Here is a 17,974-nt window from a genome sequence, read left to right on the forward strand (position 1 = left end):
CATGAAAAATAAGAACGTTGGTATAGCCACAATGATTATCGTTATCCTGGTAGCCATCCTTGGATTCATTTACTTCGACAACTTTAGTACCCCAGTGACCAAAAAACTTGACTCCACACCTGATGTGCCAGTGGAGGCGCCTGAACCTACAAACAATGCGGTTCATAACCCCTAAGAACTCTCATTGCTATCGCCATATTGCTTGACAAAATGGATAAGTTGACTCTGGATCTCTTTGGCTTGTGGACTTAACCATAAGCCAAAATGCGAACCCTCTTCAATCCAAATAGGCTTTGCCTTTAAGATGCAAGATGCAGCATACAGGCCATCGTAAAATAACACCGCGGCATCGGCAGTCCCATGGATTATCAGGCTTGGGCATTTGATGTCTTTCAAAGCCAAAGATTTTAAATCACGGACTTGTTTTAAATCATTGTTTACGCCATTCTTCCGCAGCTTGTTGAACTGTAAAATGCATTTGTAGAATCGGTTAATGTATTTAAATCGTGCGGGATCAGTTGCGATTTCAAAAGCGCGTGCCTCAATCTCTTCTTCGCTTAATAAAGAATTGATTTTTAAAAAGAGCTTCGCGCTCAACACAGGTTTAAGTCTTACCAACTGATTCAAGAACCAGCTTCCTACCCGTCCCAATAAATAAGGCATAAATTTGGGAATAGTGCGAAGTATTTGAAAGCGCCTGGAGATGCAGTTAATGGCGACTAAAGCCTTTACTTTATCTGGATGGCGAATGGCTAATTGGTAAAGTGTAGGTCCGCCTGCGCTTAGGCCTATGGCGATGACTTGATTGATGCCTAGTTCATCGAGAACAGCCGCAATCAGATCCGCTTGCTCAACAAATGTTTGTGATGGCGCGAGAGGAGTTCTGCAATAACCAGGTCGAGATAAACCCAGGACATTAAAACCAAGGCCAAATAGAAAATCAAATAACCATACGCTCTGATCATGGCCACCAATAGCACCATGAATTAAGAGTATCGTAGGTGCATCTGAAGATTTTGCAGGTCTGAAATTGCTGCTTAGATGGAGAATTTCAATCTTTCCTTTGGGAGTATTAACGATCTCAGACAATGGCAGCACAAAAGCAGCGATTTTTGCATCCTCTTCAATTATTTTTTTAGTGTTAATCATGATTTTTTCCTTATCCAGCAGTTGTTTTCAGTCCCGTGTCGAAAGCACATGTACAAATGGACTAACTCATGGAACAGTTAGAGTTGTTCTGGAATCTGAAGGAGTGTTTGCTTTTTCCTTTATTTTAGGACTATAACATTAAGAAGAATAATGAAAGGAAAATTGCAATGAGTACTGCGGTTATTATCATTTTAGTCCTGGTTGTACTTATATTTTTCTGGGCAATCGGCGTATTTAACAAGTTGATTGGCATGATAGAGGCGATAAATAACAACAAACGGCAAATTGATATCCAACTGGATCGCCGCTATAAAGTATTCGAATCCCTCATTGAGACGGTGAAAAAATACATGAATTATGAGCAAACCACGCTTAAAGATGTGGTTGCTTTGCGTAACCAGGCTCAAGCGGCCAAAGCCGCTGGGGATGAAAAGGCACGAATGAATGCCGAGAATCAAATTTCACAAATTGCTTCGGGACTTAATGTGGTTTTTGAACAATATCCCGATCTAAAAGCGAATACCAATGCGCTGCAGCTGCAAGAGGAAATAGTCAATACTGAAAATAAACTGTCTTATGCCAAACAGGCTTACAATGACAGCATTGAACGTTACTACGCAAAAAAGAAATCCTTTTTTGAATCGATGGTTGTCAGTATGTTTTCCTCTAAATTAGACAAAGAATATGATTATTGGGCATTACCTGAAGAGCAAATTCAGGCCCGTGAGGCTTATACCGTAAAATTCTGAGTACATTATGGCCTTGAAGGATTATCATGCTTCCGTGGGCGACTGGCGAGAGCAGTTACGTAAAAATGAACGTAAAACTCGTCTGGTCATTGCCATTTTTTTTGCCATTTATCTGGCAATCGGTTTGCTAGCAGACATGGTTATCCTGGTGAATAATTATCCAAATGCAACCCTTGAGCAATGCTTGTGGGCTTTGCTCAGCTTTAGGGTCTGGCCTTATGGCACCATGATCATGCTGGTGGTTGCAGTAATCTCCTTATTAATTACTTACTCGTTTTATGATCGCATCATGTTGTTAGGGACGGAGTACCGTGAAATAACAGCTGAAACGGCGCAAAATTTACAAGAGCAGCAATTGTATAATGTAGTTGAGGAAATGAAAGTGGCTGCCGGATTGCATTTTATGCCGAAGGTTTTTTTGATTGAAGCCGATTATATGAATGCATTCGCTGCAGGATACAGCGAAAAGTCAGCGATGGTTGCAATTACCCGTGGCTTAATGGAAAAGTTAAACCGGGCTGAAATGCAGGCTGTGATGTCGCATGAATTAAGCCATATCAGGCATCACGACATTAAACTGACGCTCACGGTGGCCATATTAAGCAACATTTTGCTCATCGTGATTGATATGCTGTTTTATTCAAGCCTATATCGACGAGACCGGCGCAATGATAATAATAATGTTTTATTTATGGTAATCATGTTATTGCGCTATCTGCTGCCCATTATAACTGTGGTACTGGCTTTATTTTTAAGCCGCACCCGGGAATACATGGCCGATGCGGGAGCGGTAGAATTGATGCGTGATAATGATCCAATGGCTCGCGCTTTACTGAAAATAGCAGATGATCATCAGCAGCATGCTGAGCAGTATCGTCATCAATATGGTGAGACTCCCCATGAACAAGTACGACAAGCCTCGTACTTGTTTGATCCCTCAAGCATTGACCCGATAAAATCTCTGAATAATCTGTTTTCTACACACCCAAGTCTGGAGCAGCGCTTAAGGGCTTTAGGCTTTAAGCCCAAATAAAGAACAGCAAGCTCCAAGAGACCCAACATCGACTGATGTAAACAGATGGTTTCGGTTTGGTTTTCCCCTTACAGCACTAGTCATTCATTTAGGCGTTAACGTTCTACACGTCAGAAAGATTCATGCCTGTTGGCTTAGTGGCTTTTTCGTGGCTATTTACTTGGCATTATTGTGCAAAAAAATTCAAATTGTTATTATATAGGCCTGATTTTTCGTTTAGAAGATGAAATGCCTAAGGTTTTGTATTCACCCGCTCCGTCAGCTTTCTTAGCCTATGAAGCCATTCAAATCGAGCAACATGATTGGTCAAAGGTTTTATTTTCTTTATACAAAGCTGAGCCATGCTATACCTATGAAAATCCCCAGTATGGAGAACAGCTTGCTGCTTTAATTGACGTGTTGGCCAACTTTGTTTTAAAAAATGTTGCCAATCCTGAGGTGGGAAGAATCAGGGAAGAGGTCGAAATACTTAAAAAGGAGCTTAAGGATACCAGTTATGTATCTGAGAATGCGCAAGTTCAAAAGGCCTATTATCTGAGCTACAAAAAGAATCTTGAAACTATTTTTTTTCTGATAAGGGATTGGGAAGAGCTAAAAAAACGCCAATTCATTATGGCTCTGGGTGAGCGAGTGATGGTATGTGCAACCGGTGCCCATACCCAGCTAGCAGAAATCGTGTTTGAATTAACCCAAAAACCAACCCTCATTTCCTGGCTTGCGGAGCTGAGGAAAAATATTGTGCACGAGTTTGCTGAGGAATGGATAGCCAAGCATAAAATAAGGGATGGCAGTAGTATTCATGTCCATTATTTTTGTAATAGATATGGTGAAACATTGGGTTGGAACATCCCCGGAAGCAATGAAATTTCAGGGTACAGTGATGAACGGTTCAAACCTCAGGGACTTAATCATCAAACTCAGAACCAGTTAAAAGATTATTTTGAAAAAAATTATAATTACCAGACTATTCTGAATAATATTGTTGTTAACTTTAATTCACTGTTATCACCTTACTATCCTATCCCCTTAACTCCTGATCTTGATAAAAGCATCTGCTCAATCCTTGAACCATTCACTGAACACGGCATCCTTAGCATGAGTGATGTTTATAGTTATGATGAAGAAGATGGCGAAAGCGTATGGAGAATACGGCCTGACTTTAAAACCAATCTTCCCAAATATGTAAAAACATTATTGATAAAGGAAAAGATAATCACTTCAAATGTGCCAATGATTGTAAATCAGGAAATGATCCCACTTCTGGAAGAGGAAATTGAGCGCCTGAAATTAAAATACCAAGGCAAGGATAATCGGATTCAGGTATTAGAAAATACCCTGAGCTTTCTAATAAATACCATCACCAAAGAGGAAACCACTGAATATGAATCCGAGATTGCCAAGCATATCCAGGAATTATATATCCACAGTGGCTTGGATAAGTACAATTCTTTACAACGAATTGGCCTGGTTCTGTTGAATGCTTTAATGATTCTTCCGCTTGGGATATGTGGGGCATTTAAATATGCCGCAACCGGCAGTTTTTTCTTCAGTCATCACGGAAAAACCCAAGATTTAATCAATTCAATCTACCGCGAAGTGTCGCTCCACGTGAAATAATGCATAAACTTGGGTTGCTTGATCAGCAACAACAGTTGATGGTTGTGAATCCTGGCTGGAATTTGCCAGGCAATTTATAACCATTTTTTATATTTAAAAAATTTATAAGGCAAAATTGCCGAAAGAAGCATCGCAGACAAAGCAAGCCAATATCCCCAGGGTGATTCGAGTTCAGGCATCCATTTGAAATTCATGCCATAAATGCTTGCAATTAGCGTCGGAGGTAAAAAAATAACGGCTGCCACCGAAAAGATTTTTATGATTCGGTTTTGCTCAATGTTGATCATTCCCAAAGTGGCATCCAGCAAAAAATTTACCTTGGTGGAAATGAAACTGGCATGATCGCTTAAGGAATTAATATCTTTCGTCAGGGTTGCGATGCGGCTTTGGCCTTCATTATCTACTTGTGTGGACGCTGCCTGGCTAAAAAAAGCAATGAGGCGACTGAAGCTCACCAGGCATTCTCTTGCAGCGGTGTTCAAATCAGCCAAATTTCCGATTTTCAAAATGACTTGTTGGTAATTCAATTGCTCCTCATGATCATCGGCAATCAATTCAGGTCGGAAAATGCTTTTCGATACCTGTTCCAATTTATGAGCTATGCTTTCGAGAATGTCTGCAAATCGGTCCACAGCAGCTTCCAATAAACCAATTAAGAGAATCACTGCATTTGCGCGATTCACTTCAAATTTGTGCAGTTGCATGATGAACAGCTTAAATGCGGAGGGTTCGATATAACGCACGGTGATTAATTTGCTTTTGGTCAAGACAAAGGTGACTGCTTCGTTTTTGGGATTTGGGGAATCCGCATGGGCGATCATATTGGCGGTCATGAACAAGGCATCTTTGTTTTTATACAAACGACTTGATAACTCAATTTCCCACATCTCTTCGCGGGTTGGGATATTTAAGTTAAGCGTTTGCTCCAGCAAGTTTTCCTCATCCATGCTGGGTGAAACCAGGTCAATCCAAAGGGCTTGTTCAAGCAGAGCCAGATTGTGCTTATGTATTTCGTGGGCTTGCAAGGCACCATTGTCCAGATATGCAATAATCATGGGTTGTTTGGTTCGGGTTAATGTTCTAAGTTAGCTCAGTTAGTCTTTAGAATCTAGATTTAAATGATTATTTTGTTGTTGAATAATTTCTGCTAGGGAGCATTGCTCATCAATGGCTTGCTTAACCCATTGGCCAACGAGATGATGGGCGTCGCGAAAAGGAACTCCCTGCAACACGAGCTCTTCCAGTACATGAGTAGCTTCTAAGTAACCGCTGTTTGCCCTTTCCTCCATTGCTGTGGTATTAAAATGCAGGTTTTCTAAAAAGGGACGTATGATGCTCAAACAAGCTTTCAGCGTGTTAACCTTATCAAATAATATTTCTTTGTCCTCCTGCATGTCTTTGTTGTAGCTTAAAGGCAAAGCCTTCATCACCGTTAATATTGCTGCGAGATGGCCATAAACTCTCCCTGTTTTACCCCGGATTAACTCCAAAACATCCGGGTTTTTTTTATTGGGCATAAGAGACGAGCCAGTGGCAAAAGCATCATCAAGTTCTACAAAATGAAATTCTTCGCTAGCCCACAAAATCAAATCCTCACACAGGCGTGACAAATGCATCATGATAATGGCCGCAACGCTGCAAAATTCAATGACAAAATCCCTATCGCTTACAGCATCTATCGTGTTATCGATAATACCCTGGAAGCCGAGTTGTTCAGCCACCCAGTGTCTGTCTAAGGGAAGGTTGCTTCCTGCTAAGGCCCCAGCCCCCAGGGGGGAGAAATTCATGCGTTTGTGCCAGTCTTCAAAACGGCTCATGTCACGTTGAAACATAGACAGATAAGCTTTGAAAAACCAGCCTAAATATATGGGTTGTGCAGGCTGCAGGTGGGTATAACCGGGGAGGCGGTCGTTTTGATGTTGTTCTGCCAATCTATTCAATGTCGCTATAAGTTGTCTTAACAACTCTTCAATCTGTTGGCCTGCTTCGCGAGAATACAAGCGCAAATCCAAGGCAACTTGATCATTTCGACTGCGGCCTGTATGGAGCTTTTTGCCGACTTCACCAAGTTTATTGATGAGCAATTGCTCAATAAACATATGGACGTCTTCACAGGAGTTATCTAACACATGCTGACCTTCCTTTAGTTCCATCTCGATCTCAGTTAATGCTTCTTCAATTTGCTTGGCCTCCACTACAGTGAGTAAACCTTGTTTAGCCAGCATGCGGGCATGAGCTTTGCTTCCTGCAATATCGTAGGGGAATAGCAGGAAGTCAAAAGATAAAGAAGCATTAAATTGAGCCACACGTTCATCGATGGCTTTTTTGAATCGTCCCCCCCATGTTTTACTGGTCATGCTGGTCTCCTTTGTGCACCATGCCGTATATTTTGGCCGACAATGAAAACAGATTAATAAAACCTTCTGCGTCTTTTTGATCATACACGCAATCTTCTTCAAAGGTAGCGAACGCAGGATTATGAAGGCTGTAGGGTGAGGACATGCTGCTGGCCAGTATGTTCCCCTTAAATAATTTTAAATGGACAGTGCCGCTGATGTATCGTTGCGTTTCATCGATGAAAGCATCCAAAGCTTTCCTGGTTTGGGAAAACCAGCGGCCTTCGTACACCAAATTAGCGTAATTATGCTGTAAGGATTGTTTTAGATGCAGCAATTGACGCTCAAGGCATAAGCTTTCTAGCATTTGATGCGCTTTGTAAAGAACAAAAGCGCCAGGTGCTTCATAGATCCCTCTAATTTTCATACCTACTAAGCGGTTTTCAATGATGTCGCAAACGCCAATTCCATGCTTGCCGGCTGTTTCATTCAAACTTTGCAAGAGAAGTTTCGGGGATAAGCATTCGCCGTTTAGAGCAATGGGCACTCCCTGCTCGAACTGGAGGCTGATGGCTTCAGTTTCGTTGGGAGTTTCTTCTAAAGGAGAAGTGATCAACAGTAAATCTTTAGGCGATTCATGGGCAGGATCTTCTAATACTCCTCCTTCATGTGAAACATACCAAAGGTTTTGGTCGCGAGAAAATGGGGATTGTGGCGTTACCGGAACTTCAATTCCATGCTGTTTGGCATATTGAATGGCTTCTTGTCGGGATTTAATGTCCCATTCACGCCATGGGGCTATGATTTTCAAGTCCGGGGCAAGGGCTTTAAAGCTGTATTCAAACCGCACTTGATCGTTACCCTTGCCCGTTGCGCCGTGGGCCACCGCATAAGCATTTTCTTTTAGGGCGATTTCAATGATCTTTTTGGCAATTAAGGGGCGAGAAATCGTGCCTAAGATGTACTGATTTTCGTAGAGGGCACCCGCTTTGACCAAGCGCCAGAGGTAGTTATGAATGAACTCCTCTTGTACATCGAGTAAACAGGCTTTAGCAGCCCCGCTTTTAATCGCCTTCTCCTTGATTGCCTCAAGATTTTCTTGCTGTCCTAGGTTGCAAATGACGGCAATAACTTCTGCGTTGTGATAATTTTCCTTAAGCCAGGGGATCATAACCGACGTATCCAAGCCGCCAGAGTAGGCCAGTACAATTTTATTTTGATTGCTTTCAGTCATGATTTTTCTCCTGGTAATACTGTCTTAATTCTTCAATTGGTTTTTCCAATTGCTTGGGTTGCAAATCTGCGAGCAATTTCCCATTGCCAATGATGAGCACGCGATCGGACAATTGACTTAAAAAATTTAAATCATGCGATGCAATCACCATGCTAACTCCCAATGCTTTTACAGTATTGAGCAAAACAATTACGTCTTCTATGCTTGCCAAATCAAGCCCTGAAGTGGGCTCATCGCACAACAAAAGGGAAGGTTTCATCATTAAGCTTCGCGCTAAGGCGACGCGTTGTTTTTGCCCCCCTGACAAACGCGCAGGCAAAACATGGGCTTTATCCGCAATGCCTAATTGCTTGAGCAAAGAGAATGCTTCTTCTTTGTGCTCTTTGCCGTCTTTAAGATTCGGGGCATAAATTAAATTGTTAAGCACCGTCATGTGTGGAAACAATTGAAAATCCTGAAACATGAAGCCGCTTCGCCCATCAAAATGAATTGAGCCATGGTCTAGGCGTTCAAAACCTTGAAGGCAACGCAGTAATGTAGATTTTCCACTGCCAGAGGCTCCGGCTAATCCCACAATTTCATGAGGGAAAACGCTGAAACTAACTGCATTGAAGACGTTATGAATACCAAAATTTTTAGAGGCGTTTTTAACCTGCAACATGTGCTTCTCCTTGTGCAATTTTTTTGCTTAGGTATTCAATGAGCACTACAAAACCATAGTAATACAATCCTGCAATGCAAAGCGGGAGAAAATAGCTGAATTGTTCTGCCGCAAGTGCTTGGGCTTTTCGCATGAGGTCCATGCCACCGATGGTTGAAATTAATGCTGTTTCTTTAAGAAGGGCAATACTTTCATTAATAAGGGCCGGTAAAATGTTTTTTAGCACCTGGGGTAAAATAATATCTTTCCAAACGTAGAATGCAGGAATTTCGAGAGTTTTTGCCGCTTCAAACTGGCCATTGGGGATATGTTCTATTCCGGCCCGTAAAATTTCAGCAATGTAAGCCGAGCTATTTAATCCAAAGGTTAAGATACCAGCCGTCAAAACGGTTAAATTCAAACCCAATAACTGGGGTAAGGCAAAATAAACAAAGCTCAATTGCAGGATTAAGGGAGTACCCCGCACCAGGGAAATAAACCGGTTTATGATGCTTTTAAACCAATTTAGATGGCGGCTAATTGCTAAAAATGTTCCCAGCAAAAGCCCAAGGCCTAAACCGCCAATTAAGAGCAGGAGAGTTAAGACCATGCCCTGTCCAATAAACAGTAGATTTTGATAGACCGCACTCATTTTACCCCCACAAGCCATTTATTTTTTAATTCTTCCAATTTGCCATTGGCTTTCAGAGTGTTGAGTGCACGATTGATTTTGGCACTTAAAGGCGAACCCTTCTTTAAAGCAATGCCATAGCCATCTTCGGAATGGGCAATAATGGCATATAGCAGCCTTGGGTTTTTTTGGCTGAATAATGCAGCCTGAGGAGCGTCCATGAGTACTGCTTCAACATGTCCAGCTTTTAATGCCTCAATGGCCTGGTTGTTATTATCCAGGCTGACAATATTTTCCCCCGGTATATGATTCTTTAGCCAGATTTCCATGGTGCTGCCCAATTGACAGGCCGTTTTTTTGTCCTTCAAATGTTTTAAATCAAGCACAGGGCTCTCATTGCGAAACACAGTAGCCATTTCTTCAAAATAGTAGGGATTACTAAAGTCAAAATTGTTGCTTCGTTCTTTAGTGATGGTGATGGTGGATATTGCAGCATCCACTTTACCGCTGCTTAGGGCTGGTAAAATGGTGCTAAACTGCATGTTGTCAAACTCAGCTTTTTTACCCAGATGGGCGGCAATCAAATTGGCTAAGTCCACATCAAAACCTTTCAGCTGATTGCCTTTTTGATATTCAAAAGGTGGATATTCGGCGGCAATGCCAAAATGGATTACTTGCTCATTTTTTTCATCATTGCATCCCATCAATAATAGAGAGCTGCTCAATAGAATAGTAATTACAAACGGCTTCATGATTGCATATCCAGAATTTATTCATTTTATGACTATACTGAAGACGGGATTGTCTTGTCAACCAGAAGTGAATATAATTTCTAAAAATGATTTTATATTCAAATGGAGTGATGAATGTCCTACGACAGCATTCTTGATGGGCACATTTTAAGCATTGTGCAAACCCGGGAAATTATGGAGCAAAGCGATTTACAACACTTTCTAAGCGAAAGAGGCTATGATATTCCCCAAGCTACATTGTCACGTAAACTTAAAAAGCTGAAAATTGCCAAAGTGGCAGGTGTGTACCGGGTGGTTGATTTTGCACTTCCTAACCTGCCATTAGTGTTAAATATGCAAATCTCTGATTTTGGTTTAATTGTCCTACACACCCACCCTGCAAGCGCCAGCAGCCTGGCATCCTTTATTGACCGAAAATACGTGAGTTTCTCTTTTCAGGAGGAAAGCCCTTCAGGAATTATTGGCACCATAGCCGGTGATGATACGGTAATACTCATTATAAAAAACAAACAGCTTTTGCCAAATGCATTGGCTATTTTAAAGCAGGAATTTCCTTATCTGGACAGTTGAGAGTTTCAGGATTCATCCTCGAAGGCAGCACAGAGAATGTTAATAAAATTGATTAGAGTGGATTCGTCAGCATCTAATTGCGAATCGGTGAATAGCCATTGTAAATAACAAAAAGCCAATTGTTTATTTTCTTCAGGTTTGCTCCTTTGCTTGTCTTTAAAATGCAGGAACAGCTGATGTTGCTGATAGGCTTCAGAAATCAGCTCATCTTGTAAGAGCTGATGGTAAAAATTCTTGAGCCAATCGTTGCTGATTTCTGTTTTTAAAAATTGGCGTAGCTTTCTTAACGGAATTGTTAAGTAATCTTGCCAGTTTTTAATCGCATGGCAAGCGCTTAAAAACTCTTCTTGTTCAATGGGTTCAACATACATGGAAAGCCAAAGGCAAAGAAGCAGCAAATTCACGTTAACGTGAAATTGATCTTGCAAATTCAGGCAACTTTCTCTGACTTGCCTACAATGATAAACCCTAAGCGAGAACTGCCAAAATGGGTTATTCATTTCGGCAATCAAAATATTATTTGGCATCTGGCTGGTTCCGAAGCTCTACAACAATAACGTGCAGTACATTGGAGCCCACATTGATGTCTTGATGAGAATCTTTGCCCTGAGCTTGACTTAAAAAAATTGGGGTTTTCTGCTTGAGTTTAAAAGTATATTCTTTACCAGAAGCATAAACAACTTTCAAAACTCCAGACTCTTCCGGTATGACTACCCGTGCGTATTCATGAGTATGGAAAGGCAAAATTTGCTGCGGACAAATGGTTGTTTTCCACACCTTGGCAGCAGAGTTTTCGATGAATAATTCCCGTTTGGTTTCACAAGCTTTGGCCAAGCTTAAAAAGCTTAAGCCAGAAAGCAGCACAAAACTGGCAAGTCGCAGCATGCTCAATTCCCTAGATCAAAAAAATGAATCTTACAAACTAAAGTGGCTTAACTCAAGACGCAAGAACTTACACTAAGCTCAATGGTATTTTGTGTTTGCCGATGCAGATCGCGATAGATGAGTAATACAGTTTGCAACAAATTGTTAGCAAATACTTGTTGTTCATTGCGTTCATTAAATGCTTTAGAATTGCTATTTAGAAGGTCGACACATTGTGAATAGGCAAACCCAAGAGAAGAATTATGCTGAAAGCTGCCCACTTGAGTCACAGTAGAACGGGTAACCGCAGGAAGCTGGTCCAGATAATTTAATAAGGGTTGCAATGAGTTTGAATGCAAATACTTTAAAAAACTTAAACCATTATTGTGAAGGGTATAATTGGGGGTTTTTAAAATTTCTTCCATCACCGACTTCAGCGCAAAGGTTTTGCCCACAAACTGTAATGTTAGCAACACATTTCCGGCACTGGCTTCCAATTGTGCCAGAGTTTCCAGATGAATTTCCCATTGTTTAAGTTGCTTGATTAATGGTTCTACGCCAATAAAGCGCTGGGCCTCTTCAACGGCTTGTGTTATCGACTGCAAAAGCTCTAAGACGGTATGCTTCTGCCTCAGGACAGCTGCCAAATTCAAAGACAATTCGCAAAGGTCCCGGGAATTGTGGTGCTTTCCAAAGTTTTCTAAACACAGTACATAATTTCTAATTAAATCGTCCATCGCCTACTCTCATCAATCACGTAGACCGACACCTCTTTTTAGAAGAACCATATTGAGTGCAGCCAACAATATAACCATTATGCAAATAATGGCCATGGCGGTCAATATGTTTACTTCTTGTTGGCCTATCATGGCGTATCTTAGCGCATTGACCATGTACAGAATGGGATTTAAATGAGAAATCTTTTGCCAGAAGGGTGACAGCATGTTGGTGGTATAGAACACGCCGCCTAAATAAGTCAGAGGGGCTAACACGAAAGTGGGAATGATCATTACGTCATCAAAATTGCGAGCTAACATGGCATTGGTAAATCCTGCGAGAGAAAATAAAGCGGAAACCAGGAGGACTACCACAAGGCTCAAAAGAATGTTATGAAACTCAACGGTCATGAAAAAACAAGATACGACAAAAACTAAAATCGCCACAATCAATCCTCTTAACACTCCACCCAAAACATAGCCTAGGAGCAGTAAGCTGTCATGCATGGGACTGACTAGCATTTCTTCAATACTCTTTTGAAAGCGCACGCTAAATAAAGAAGTAGAAACATTGCTGTAGGCGTTGGTGATAACTGACATCATAATCAGGCCTGGGGCTATAAAAAGAGGATAATTGACGCCAGCGACAGGACCAATCCGCGAGCCAATTAGACTGCCAAAAATTAAAAAATATAGAGCCGTGGTAATGACCGGTGGCAAAAATACCTGACTGGCAATTCGAAACATTCGGACCAGTTCACGTCGAACAATGGTATATAGCGCAATGCTTTGTTGTTTAATGGCCATGATTAATCAAATCCAAAAATAATTCTTCTAAACGATTTGTCTTGTTGCGCATGCTGGAAATATTAAGATCATGTTTGCTCAATTCGGCAAAAACCTGATTTAAGGACCATTGGTTATCCACTCGCAGTTCAAAGGTATTATTATCAATTAAAGTCACTACAAAAGATTTCATTTCAGGCAAAGATTCAATGGGTTTTAATGTGTTAAAAATGAAGGTTTGATGATGCAGGCTCTTCAACAACGTTTTCATGGATGTATTTTCTATAATTTGGCCCTGATCAATGATTGCAATATGCTTGCAAAGCTGCTCGGCTTCTTCCAAATAATGAGTGGTTAAAATAATCGTGGTGCCTTCTTTATTGGTGCGTGTTAGAAAATCCCACATGGTGCGGCGAATCTCAATGTCTACGCCGGCGGTTGGTTCATCAAGTATTAATACCTTGGGTCGGTGAATCAAAGCTCGAGCTATCATTAGCCGTCTTTTCATACCTCCTGACAGGTGTCGCACGATGGTGCCGCGTTTGTCCCAGAGACCAAGCTGATCAATTAAGGATTTTGCGCGTTCGGTGGCTTCTTTGCGCGGAATGCCATAATAACCCCCTTGATTGATGAGGATTTGCTCGCAAGTTTCAAAAATATTGAGATTAACCTCTTGTGGAACAAGCCCAAGACAGGATTTGGCCAACTCTGGTTTACTGTCTAAATTGTGGCCGCAAATATGGATACTGCCAGAAGTCTTCGTCAGTAAAGTCGTAATGAGTCCGATGGTTGTTGATTTGCCTGCACCATTGGCACCGAGGAGTGCAAAAAAATCTCCTTCCTGGACCTTGAGATCAATTCCTCTTAGCGCTTCAACGCCATTGCCGTAAATTTTTCTCAGTTGTTTAATTTCCAAGGCATACATAGTGAGATTTAAGCTAAAAAAAATTCATTATACACGAGAAAGAAAGTCCATAAATATCGGGGGAAGGACTAAGTGAAGCCAGCTGTTTCTCATTGAGCGAATTATGTTAACCTCATAAGAAAGATATAAGGATATTACATGCATCAGTTTCCTCTGTGGATACAAGCCTTTTGGTGGGGAGGTGTTACAGGATTTGCTTTATTGATAGGGGCTTTTTTCGGCTATTATGTGCAAGTTTCTCAGCGGGTTACTGCTGCAGTTATGGCTTATGGCAGTGGGGTTCTTATTTCGGCACTCTCCTTTGAGCTAATGGACAAGGCATTTCAATCAGGTGGTTTTGATTCGACGGCTTTGGGTTTCTTAATAGGTGCTCTCGTATATACCGCAGCGAACTGGCTCATTAGTCAAAACGGGGCCAAACATCGAAAACGATCGAGTAATGTTCAGCCTTCAGAAGAAGAGATGGAAGGAAGTGGTTTAGCCATTGCTGTGGGAGCTTTACTGGACGGCATTCCTGAATCCATTGTAATAGGCTTAAGCTTATTGCAAGGAAAAATCATCAATTACGTCGCTGTGGCTGCGATTTTTTTATCTAATATTCCAGAAGGATTATCCAGTGTAACAGGGATGAAAAAAGCAGGGAGAAGTGCTTCTTATATATTTGGGCTTTGGCTAAGCATTGCACTGTTTTCAGGGATTGCCTCTCTCTGCGGCTATGCCATTTTTCGTCATTTTTCCGGCGATGTGATAGCAGCTACTACGGCAATTGCCGCAGGGGCTATTTTGGCCATGTTGGTGGATACGATGATTCCCGAAGCATTTGCAGTTACTCACGACTTTGCAGGCTTAATCACCGTATTGGGATTTTTAACAGCCTTTGTTTTAAGCAAATTAAGTGCTTGATCGCAAATTAAGCCAGGTTGTAAAAATCACCACAAGATCTAAAATCTTTATCATGTGCAGTTTTTTTTACTGAAGGAATCTACCATGGACCAGAAAGCCTCGCTTAAAGTAGCCGAACTCCTTGTAAAATGCCTGGAAGAGGAGGGAGTTGAATACATATTTGGTTTACCTGGTGAAGAAAATATTGATTTCATCGAAGCCTTGAACCAGTCAACGACTATTCGCTTTATCTTAACCAGGCATGAGCAAGGGGCATCCTTCATGGCAGATATTTATGGGCGGCTCACCGGCAATGCAGGCGTTTGCTTAGCCACCCTCGGTCCTGGTGCTATTAACCTGTTGCTGGGAACAGCGGATGCCAATTTGGACAGCTCTCCCTTAATTGCTATAGCCGCCCAAGCTTCATTAAATCGTCTGAACAAGGAATCACATCAAATCATTGATCTGGTGAAGTTATTTTCTCCAGTTACTAAATGGAGTGCAATGATTAGCTTGCCTTCGGTCGCTTCTGAACTTCTACGTAAAGCATTCAAAGTTGCTCAGGCTGAACGCAGCGGGGCGGTGGCTCTTATTCTTCCTGAAGACGTGGCTAAGGAAAAAACGACGGTTCTTCCTTTAAAGCCGCAATCACCAAAGTTAACCATGCCCAATCAGGATCAAATTAAAAAAGCTGCAACGGTTATCAACTCTGCACAAAATGCCATTATTTTGGCTGGCGCTGGTGTTTATCGACAGCATGCTGAAGAAGGGCTTACTCGCTTTGTAAATCAGACTAAAATTCCTGTTGCCACCACATTTATGGCCAAGGGGGTGGTTTCGGCCCGCAATCCACTTGCAATTGGCACAATTGGGTTTATGCGTCATGACTACAGCAACTTCGGCTTTGATGAGGCTGATGTGGTCATTACCGTAGGGTATGACCTGGTTGAATACGCTCCCAAATCCTGGAATCCTAAAAACGATAAGAAAATTATCCACATTCATGGCACAGTCGCAGAAGTCGACAGTAATTATGTTTTGGCAGTAGGTATTGAGGGAAGCATTACTGCAGCCTTGGATGCCCTAGTCAGCGAAATAAAACCTCGCGAACATTTAACTTCGGCTACAAAATCATTACGGTGCTTCAGTGAGCAAGAAATTAAAGAGCACGAGGACGATGATTCTTTTCCTGTTAAGCCGCAAAGGATCATCGCTGATCTTAGAAAATCGCTCGACGATGAAGACATTGTTTTATGCGATACTGGAGCCCTTAAAATGTGGATGGCGCGCTTGTATCCCTGCTACGAATCCAATACCTGTTTGATTTCAAACAGTTTGGCTACCATGGCTTTTAGTTTACCAGGTGCCATTGCCGCAAAATTAATTTATCCAGAGCGCAAAATTGTTGCAGTTATGGGAGATGGCTCTTTCCTCATGAACTCACAGGAAATTGAAACGGCAAAGAGGGAAAAAACCCCTTTTGTGATTTTAATTTGGCGCGACGAAGCCTATGGTTTAATTGAATGGAAGCAAAACTTGGAATTCGGACATGCTGCTCATGTCTACTTCAGTAATCCTGATTTGGTTAAATACGCCGAAAGCTTTGGAATTAAAGCTTATCGGATTGAATCAACTAAAGATTTACTGCCAACTTTAAAAACAGCGCTTGACTCCGATGAGCTGGTGCTGATTGATTGCCCAGTGGATTACTCCGAAAATGTTAAATTAACCGATAAGCTTGGAGCGTTGACCCAGACCATTTAAATAGCCTCACTTCGTCGTTTTAGCCATCCGGCAATGCTGTAGCGGCTATTTTTTGTAACGCAAACCTCATGAGGCAAATCGCTTCTAAAACAGATGAAGCGATTGGGCAAAGGTGCTGTGTTAAAAAGCAATTCACCTTCATGGTTATAAAGCTTTAGCTCCCCGCCATCCTGCTCATGCCAGCAATGATTTAAGTAGTAAACGCAGGAAATTTGCCGATCTTGGGTTGTTGCAAATTGATCAATGTGCTTCTTGTAGAAAGAACCGGGTTGATAAACTGCAAAATGGGCCTCAAATTCAACCAGGCCTAAAAACAAAGCTTGATTAAGCATGGCGGCTATTTCGCTGATACGGGCAAGAAAGGGTTGAACGGCTTTATCCTCGATGTGTTCGTCAAGCCAGTTAATTTCATCTGTCCTGATGTCATTATGCAACATGGAGCTGAGTTGCCGACCAATTTTTGCCCTCCTAAATTGCCCATCCTGCTGTAACCCGTCCGCCTTTTCTCGTAAATGTTTAAAGTCCTTAACGGGTAAAAAATGGTCAATGACATGAAACCCTTTGGCGCAAATATGGTCGATGATTGTTTCTTTCATGTTGCTACTCTATGGTTTATCTTGCTTCCAGCAAAATTTTTTGCTTTCGCCAGTCCGGCATAAAATGATCCATTAAGGCATAAAAACGTTTGTTGTGATTTTTTTCAAGTAAATGAACCATTTCATGCACTAAAACATATTCCATGCAGGAAAGGGGCTTTTTAATTAGACTTAAGTTTAGCCAGATGCGCTTGGCACCTATATTACAAGAACCCCAACGGGTTTTCATGAGTTTAATTCCCCAACTGCCTAGCTTAACGTTGATGATGGCTTCCCATTTTTCAATGAGTGCTGGAAGCAGGGATTTCATCTCTTTTCGGTACCAATTCAGCAAAATTTGTTGTTTTTCTTTATTTGTGGAGCTTGATTTTGTGTGAAAGTGAAGGATATTTCCCTCCACAGCCAGATGGAACCTTTTATGCTCCTCAATACTCAAAATGAGAGCTTTACCCAGGAACTCAATGCCTTCGCCCGATGTAAACTTAGGCTCTTTAGCAATTAAATGCTCTCTTCGGCTGCGAATCCATGGGAGTTTGCTTTCCAATAGCTGGCGAATGGTTTCCAAGCGATAGCGTAACGGGGCACTCACTTTAACTTTGCCGTCGGGTGGGTAAACCCGCAGGTGCAAATGTTTTATGGGTTTTTTAACAACCTCAATTACGAGATTATCCAGTTCAATTTCATGTTTCGACATGTTGTATCAATATAAATTGGTATTTAGCCAGTTAGC

At 41.6% G+C, this 17,974-nt stretch carries 21 protein-coding genes; 7 read left to right on the plus strand and 14 right to left on the minus strand.

Annotated elements, in window-relative coordinates; genetic code table 11:
• Position 1: 1 nt before the first annotated feature.
• A complete protein-coding gene (locus tag EL203_RS14270; RefSeq protein WP_156413807.1) occupies positions 2–175 on the plus strand; it encodes a hypothetical protein in 174 nt (57 codons plus the stop codon).
• Here the strand turns inward: EL203_RS14270 and EL203_RS01625 are convergent.
• Complete coding sequence (locus EL203_RS01625) at positions 172–1,149, minus strand: alpha/beta fold hydrolase (RefSeq protein WP_058469877.1); 978 nt, start codon at positions 1,147–1,149, stop codon at positions 172–174. The two genes, EL203_RS14270 and EL203_RS01625, sit on opposite strands and share 4 nt — an antisense overlap.
• Positions 1,150–1,316: 167 nt before the next feature.
• On the opposite strand from EL203_RS01625, the gene EL203_RS01630 reads away from it, so the two are divergent.
• The 3 genes from EL203_RS01630 to EL203_RS01640 all read left to right on the plus strand — a co-directional run bounded on the left by EL203_RS01630 (position 1,317) and on the right by EL203_RS01640 (position 4,548).
• Complete coding sequence (locus EL203_RS01630) at positions 1,317–1,898, plus strand: LemA family protein (RefSeq protein WP_058469878.1); 582 nt, start codon at positions 1,317–1,319, stop codon at positions 1,896–1,898.
• A gap of 7 nt (positions 1,899–1,905) precedes the next feature.
• The gene (gene htpX / locus EL203_RS01635) at positions 1,906–2,931 is read left to right on the plus strand and encodes a zinc metalloprotease HtpX (RefSeq protein WP_058469879.1); all 1,026 of its coding nucleotides are present in this window, start codon (positions 1,906–1,908) and stop codon (positions 2,929–2,931) included.
• A gap of 228 nt (positions 2,932–3,159) precedes the next feature.
• Positions 3,160–4,548 carry a hypothetical protein gene (locus EL203_RS01640; RefSeq protein WP_126320077.1) on the plus strand — a complete coding sequence of 463 codons (1,389 nt, stop codon included), beginning with the start codon at positions 3,160–3,162 and terminating at the stop codon, positions 4,546–4,548.
• 74 nt (positions 4,549–4,622) lie between these two features.
• Here the strand turns inward: EL203_RS01640 and EL203_RS01645 are convergent, their stop codons facing one another.
• From EL203_RS01645 to EL203_RS01670, 6 genes are read right to left on the minus strand one after another with little or no spacing between them, the layout of a single operon-like run.
• Positions 4,623–5,603: a magnesium transporter CorA family protein gene (locus tag EL203_RS01645; protein ID WP_058469881.1), complete on the minus strand. Its 981-nt coding sequence runs from the start codon at positions 5,601–5,603 to the stop codon at positions 4,623–4,625.
• Positions 5,604–5,642: 39 nt separating this feature from the next.
• Positions 5,643–6,905, minus strand: coding sequence for an argininosuccinate lyase (argH, locus tag EL203_RS01650; RefSeq protein WP_058469882.1), 1,263 nt, complete (start codon positions 6,903–6,905; stop codon positions 5,643–5,645).
• Positions 6,895–8,118, minus strand: a complete 1,224-nt coding sequence (locus tag EL203_RS01655; RefSeq protein ID WP_058469883.1) for an argininosuccinate synthase — start codon at positions 8,116–8,118, stop codon at positions 6,895–6,897. The genes argH and EL203_RS01655 overlap by 11 nt, the downstream gene beginning before the upstream one ends.
• Positions 8,111–8,779, minus strand: coding sequence for an ATP-binding cassette domain-containing protein (locus tag EL203_RS01660; protein ID WP_058469884.1), 669 nt, complete (start codon positions 8,777–8,779; stop codon positions 8,111–8,113). Before EL203_RS01660 ends, EL203_RS01655 begins: the two co-directional genes overlap by 8 nt.
• Positions 8,766–9,410: an amino acid ABC transporter permease gene (locus EL203_RS01665; protein ID WP_058469885.1), complete on the minus strand. Its 645-nt coding sequence runs from the start codon at positions 9,408–9,410 to the stop codon at positions 8,766–8,768. Before EL203_RS01665 ends, EL203_RS01660 begins: the two co-directional genes overlap by 14 nt.
• Complete coding sequence (locus tag EL203_RS01670; protein ID WP_058469886.1) at positions 9,407–10,141, minus strand: ABC transporter substrate-binding protein; 735 nt, start codon at positions 10,139–10,141, stop codon at positions 9,407–9,409. The genes EL203_RS01665 and EL203_RS01670 overlap by 4 nt, the downstream gene beginning before the upstream one ends.
• 114 nt (positions 10,142–10,255) lie before the next feature.
• Between EL203_RS01670 and EL203_RS01675 the strand changes: the two genes are divergently transcribed.
• Positions 10,256–10,711 carry an arginine repressor gene (locus EL203_RS01675; protein ID WP_058469887.1) on the plus strand — a complete coding sequence of 152 codons (456 nt, stop codon included), beginning with the start codon at positions 10,256–10,258 and terminating at the stop codon, positions 10,709–10,711.
• Between the two features lie 5 nt (positions 10,712–10,716).
• On the opposite strand, the gene EL203_RS01680 is transcribed toward EL203_RS01675, so the two are convergent.
• From EL203_RS01680 to EL203_RS01700, 5 genes are read right to left on the minus strand one after another with little or no spacing between them, the layout of a single operon-like run.
• Complete coding sequence (locus EL203_RS01680) at positions 10,717–11,238, minus strand: TIGR02444 family protein (protein ID WP_058469888.1); 522 nt, start codon at positions 11,236–11,238, stop codon at positions 10,717–10,719.
• A complete protein-coding gene (locus EL203_RS01685; protein ID WP_058469889.1) occupies positions 11,228–11,596 on the minus strand; it encodes a cupin domain-containing protein in 369 nt (122 codons plus the stop codon). The genes EL203_RS01680 and EL203_RS01685 overlap by 11 nt, the downstream gene beginning before the upstream one ends.
• Before the next feature lie 47 nt (positions 11,597–11,643).
• Positions 11,644–12,312 (minus strand): hypothetical protein, encoded by a 669-nt coding sequence (locus EL203_RS01690; RefSeq protein ID WP_058469890.1) that lies wholly within the window; start codon positions 12,310–12,312, stop codon positions 11,644–11,646.
• A gap of 12 nt (positions 12,313–12,324) precedes the next feature.
• Complete coding sequence (locus EL203_RS01695; RefSeq protein ID WP_058469891.1) at positions 12,325–13,098, minus strand: ABC transporter permease; 774 nt, start codon at positions 13,096–13,098, stop codon at positions 12,325–12,327.
• Positions 13,088–14,002 carry an ABC transporter ATP-binding protein gene (locus EL203_RS01700; RefSeq protein ID WP_058469892.1) on the minus strand — a complete coding sequence of 305 codons (915 nt, stop codon included), beginning with the start codon at positions 14,000–14,002 and terminating at the stop codon, positions 13,088–13,090. The genes EL203_RS01695 and EL203_RS01700 overlap by 11 nt, the downstream gene beginning before the upstream one ends.
• A gap of 138 nt (positions 14,003–14,140) precedes the next feature.
• On the opposite strand from EL203_RS01700, the gene EL203_RS01705 reads away from it, so the two are divergent.
• On the plus strand, positions 14,141–14,905 hold the full coding sequence (locus EL203_RS01705) for a ZIP family metal transporter (protein ID WP_058469893.1): 765 nt from the start codon (positions 14,141–14,143) through the stop codon (positions 14,903–14,905).
• Positions 14,906–14,989: 84 nt separating this feature from the next.
• Positions 14,990–16,648 carry an acetolactate synthase large subunit gene (locus EL203_RS01710; protein ID WP_058469894.1) on the plus strand — a complete coding sequence of 553 codons (1,659 nt, stop codon included), beginning with the start codon at positions 14,990–14,992 and terminating at the stop codon, positions 16,646–16,648.
• Here the strand turns inward: EL203_RS01710 and EL203_RS01715 are convergent.
• Positions 16,645–17,244, minus strand: a complete 600-nt coding sequence (locus tag EL203_RS01715) for a 2OG-Fe(II) oxygenase (protein WP_058469895.1) — start codon at positions 17,242–17,244, stop codon at positions 16,645–16,647. The two genes, EL203_RS01710 and EL203_RS01715, sit on opposite strands and share 4 nt — an antisense overlap.
• Positions 17,245–17,260: 16 nt before the next feature.
• The gene (locus EL203_RS01720) at positions 17,261–17,938 is read right to left on the minus strand and encodes a M48 family metallopeptidase (protein WP_058469896.1); all 678 of its coding nucleotides are present in this window, start codon (positions 17,936–17,938) and stop codon (positions 17,261–17,263) included.
• Between the last annotated feature and the right edge of the window lie 36 nt (positions 17,939–17,974).

The organism is Legionella jordanis (assembly GCF_900637635.1).
GTDB lineage: Bacteria > Pseudomonadota > Gammaproteobacteria > Legionellales > Legionellaceae > Tatlockia > Tatlockia jordanis.

What these genes read in the sequence shown, in the direction of transcription:
- EL203_RS01720 (WP_058469896.1), bottom strand. Translation starts at nt 17,938, where the DNA reads ATGTCGAAACATGAAATTGAACTGGATAATCTCGTAATTGAGGTTGTT.
- EL203_RS01690 (WP_058469890.1), bottom strand. Translation starts at nt 12,312, where the DNA reads ATGGACGATTTAATTAGAAATTATGTACTGTGTTTAGAAAACTTTGGA.
- EL203_RS01655 (WP_058469883.1), bottom strand. Translation starts at nt 8,118, where the DNA reads ATGACTGAAAGCAATCAAAATAAAATTGTACTGGCCTACTCTGGCGGC.
- EL203_RS01625 (WP_058469877.1), bottom strand. Translation starts at nt 1,149, where the DNA reads ATGATTAACACTAAAAAAATAATTGAAGAGGATGCAAAAATCGCTGCT.
- EL203_RS01630 (WP_058469878.1), top strand. Translation starts at nt 1,317, where the DNA reads ATGAGTACTGCGGTTATTATCATTTTAGTCCTGGTTGTACTTATATTT.
- EL203_RS01640 (WP_126320077.1), top strand. Translation starts at nt 3,160, where the DNA reads ATGCCTAAGGTTTTGTATTCACCCGCTCCGTCAGCTTTCTTAGCCTAT.
- EL203_RS01715 (WP_058469895.1), bottom strand. Translation starts at nt 17,244, where the DNA reads ATGAAAGAAACAATCATCGACCATATTTGCGCCAAAGGGTTTCATGTC.
- EL203_RS01645 (WP_058469881.1), bottom strand. Translation starts at nt 5,603, where the DNA reads ATGATTATTGCATATCTGGACAATGGTGCCTTGCAAGCCCACGAAATA.
- EL203_RS01660 (WP_058469884.1), bottom strand. Translation starts at nt 8,779, where the DNA reads ATGTTGCAGGTTAAAAACGCCTCTAAAAATTTTGGTATTCATAACGTC.
- EL203_RS01705 (WP_058469893.1), top strand. Translation starts at nt 14,141, where the DNA reads ATGCATCAGTTTCCTCTGTGGATACAAGCCTTTTGGTGGGGAGGTGTT.
- argH (WP_058469882.1), bottom strand. Translation starts at nt 6,905, where the DNA reads ATGACCAGTAAAACATGGGGGGGACGATTCAAAAAAGCCATCGATGAA.
- EL203_RS01675 (WP_058469887.1), top strand. Translation starts at nt 10,256, where the DNA reads ATGTCCTACGACAGCATTCTTGATGGGCACATTTTAAGCATTGTGCAA.
- EL203_RS14270 (WP_156413807.1), top strand. Translation starts at nt 2, where the DNA reads ATGAAAAATAAGAACGTTGGTATAGCCACAATGATTATCGTTATCCTG.
- htpX (WP_058469879.1), top strand. Translation starts at nt 1,906, where the DNA reads ATGGCCTTGAAGGATTATCATGCTTCCGTGGGCGACTGGCGAGAGCAG.
- EL203_RS01670 (WP_058469886.1), bottom strand. Translation starts at nt 10,141, where the DNA reads ATGAAGCCGTTTGTAATTACTATTCTATTGAGCAGCTCTCTATTATTG.
- EL203_RS01680 (WP_058469888.1), bottom strand. Translation starts at nt 11,238, where the DNA reads ATGCCAAATAATATTTTGATTGCCGAAATGAATAACCCATTTTGGCAG.
- EL203_RS01685 (WP_058469889.1), bottom strand. Translation starts at nt 11,596, where the DNA reads ATGCTGCGACTTGCCAGTTTTGTGCTGCTTTCTGGCTTAAGCTTTTTA.
- EL203_RS01695 (WP_058469891.1), bottom strand. Translation starts at nt 13,098, where the DNA reads ATGGCCATTAAACAACAAAGCATTGCGCTATATACCATTGTTCGACGT.
- EL203_RS01665 (WP_058469885.1), bottom strand. Translation starts at nt 9,410, where the DNA reads ATGAGTGCGGTCTATCAAAATCTACTGTTTATTGGACAGGGCATGGTC.
- EL203_RS01710 (WP_058469894.1), top strand. Translation starts at nt 14,990, where the DNA reads ATGGACCAGAAAGCCTCGCTTAAAGTAGCCGAACTCCTTGTAAAATGC.
- EL203_RS01700 (WP_058469892.1), bottom strand. Translation starts at nt 14,002, where the DNA reads ATGTATGCCTTGGAAATTAAACAACTGAGAAAAATTTACGGCAATGGC.